Annotated in this window: 3 protein-coding genes; all 3 read left to right on the top strand. The window is 36.4% G+C overall.

The genetic code is table 11. The features are described 5' to 3' along the window. The first annotated feature begins 79 nt into the window (after positions 1-79). The 3 genes from Q0236_RS06835 (at position 80) to Q0236_RS06845 (ending at position 1,150) form a co-directional block, all read left to right on the top strand. Positions 80-343: a hypothetical protein gene (locus Q0236_RS06835; protein WP_297916316.1), complete on the top strand. Its 264-nt coding sequence runs from the start codon at positions 80-82 to the stop codon at positions 341-343. Beyond that, positions 337-486, top strand: coding sequence for a hypothetical protein (locus tag Q0236_RS13295; RefSeq protein ID WP_367274743.1), 150 nt, complete (start codon positions 337-339; stop codon positions 484-486). The genes Q0236_RS06835 and Q0236_RS13295 overlap by 7 nt, the downstream gene beginning before the upstream one ends. Positions 487-964: 478 nt before the next feature. Further along, positions 965-1,150, top strand: a complete 186-nt coding sequence (locus Q0236_RS06845; protein ID WP_297916318.1) for a hypothetical protein — start codon at positions 965-967, stop codon at positions 1,148-1,150. The last annotated feature ends 137 nt before the right edge of the window (positions 1,151-1,287 follow it).

The raw sequence follows: 1,287 nt of genomic DNA on the forward strand, positions 1-1,287 counted from the left end.
TTAAGATCGATCATCAGAGAAAAAATGGTAGCCGTTAAAAACGATGCGATATAATGACGGTAAATACAAGGAGCAAGAAATGACAAATGCAGTTATGCTTCAAGCCAAAGATGGTTTTACGCTGACTAGCGATATTATCAACGCTATGAAGCAGCTATTTGGCGAAAAAATCAACGTAATAGAACTTGATGGCGATATGATCGAGGCACTTAGTGGCGAGATAAGCCAAGCGGATGCTGCAAAACTAAAACGTACTGTTGAAAAACTAGACAAGGGCGAACTCAAATTTTATTCAGAGAAAGAATTTTCGCAGCAGCTAGCCAAGCGAGGCTATCAGTGGTAATTAAATACGCCGGCGAGTTTTTGGATGAATTAGGCGAAATCGCCGATTATATCGCTAGAGATAGTAAAGCAAGGGCGGATAGTTTTATACAAAATTTAAAAGCCCAAATCATAAAAACAAGACTATCGACCGAGAAAACATAAGAGATTTAATTTTTAAAGGCTACACCGTTACTTTTTCAATAAGTGATAATGCGATAGAAATATTGGGGATCTATAAGCGAAATTTGACGCGTTTCTCCTAAAATGGCTTTGACAAGATGGATCTTCATACAAAGAAAACGGGCATTAGAAACCTTAAACCCCAAACCCCCTAAAATAGGGCATTTTACTCTTTAAGTTTCACCCGAGCTTACAGCTTATAAACCTTAAACTAAAAAATACCCCTTTCAAAAGCCCTAAACCAGGGCTTTTGAACCCAGCAGTATTGAAAACAAACATTTTCATTAGCATTTAGTTATCGATCAAAGTCCGGATCTTGCTTAGAAGGCTTCTTTTTAAGTGGATTTTCTATCTCGACCATGTCTACGGTCGGGTCTTTTTTTGGATTTTTTACTATTTGAGCATCAAAAGATAGGCCCTATTATACGGCTTATAGCGAAAAAGACGTAATATTCGGATCATGGGCAAAAAAGACTTTGCTGCGCGCCTAATAGACGGAATTTACAACGCTCTGATCTTTACGGCCGAGAACGAAAAGAAAAATCAGCTCGATCTAGATCAGTGGCAAACCACTCAAGACAACCTAGCTCAAATCAAAAAAATAGCTAAGGAGTGGGAAGAGCAAGGCAATAGGATTAAATATTAATATATATTAAATAATAGCATTATTATAAATAATAAGAGTTATCATTTTTTACTATACTAAAATTCAAGAAAATCTAAGCAGATTTATATGAATTTTTAAGCCGTCCTCTGCTATAATTCTCCCTGTAATTCGGATTT

Origin of the sequence: uncultured Campylobacter sp. (assembly GCF_938031315.1) — a bacterium.
GTDB lineage: Bacteria > Campylobacterota > Campylobacteria > Campylobacterales > Campylobacteraceae > Campylobacter_B.

Bases quoted from the DNA above. Each gene is read 5' to 3' on its own strand.
- Q0236_RS06845 (WP_297916318.1), top strand. From the start codon at position 965: ATGGGCAAAAAAGACTTTGCTGCGCGCCTAATAGACGGAATTTACAAC.
- Q0236_RS06835 (WP_297916316.1), top strand. From the start codon at position 80: ATGACAAATGCAGTTATGCTTCAAGCCAAAGATGGTTTTACGCTGACT.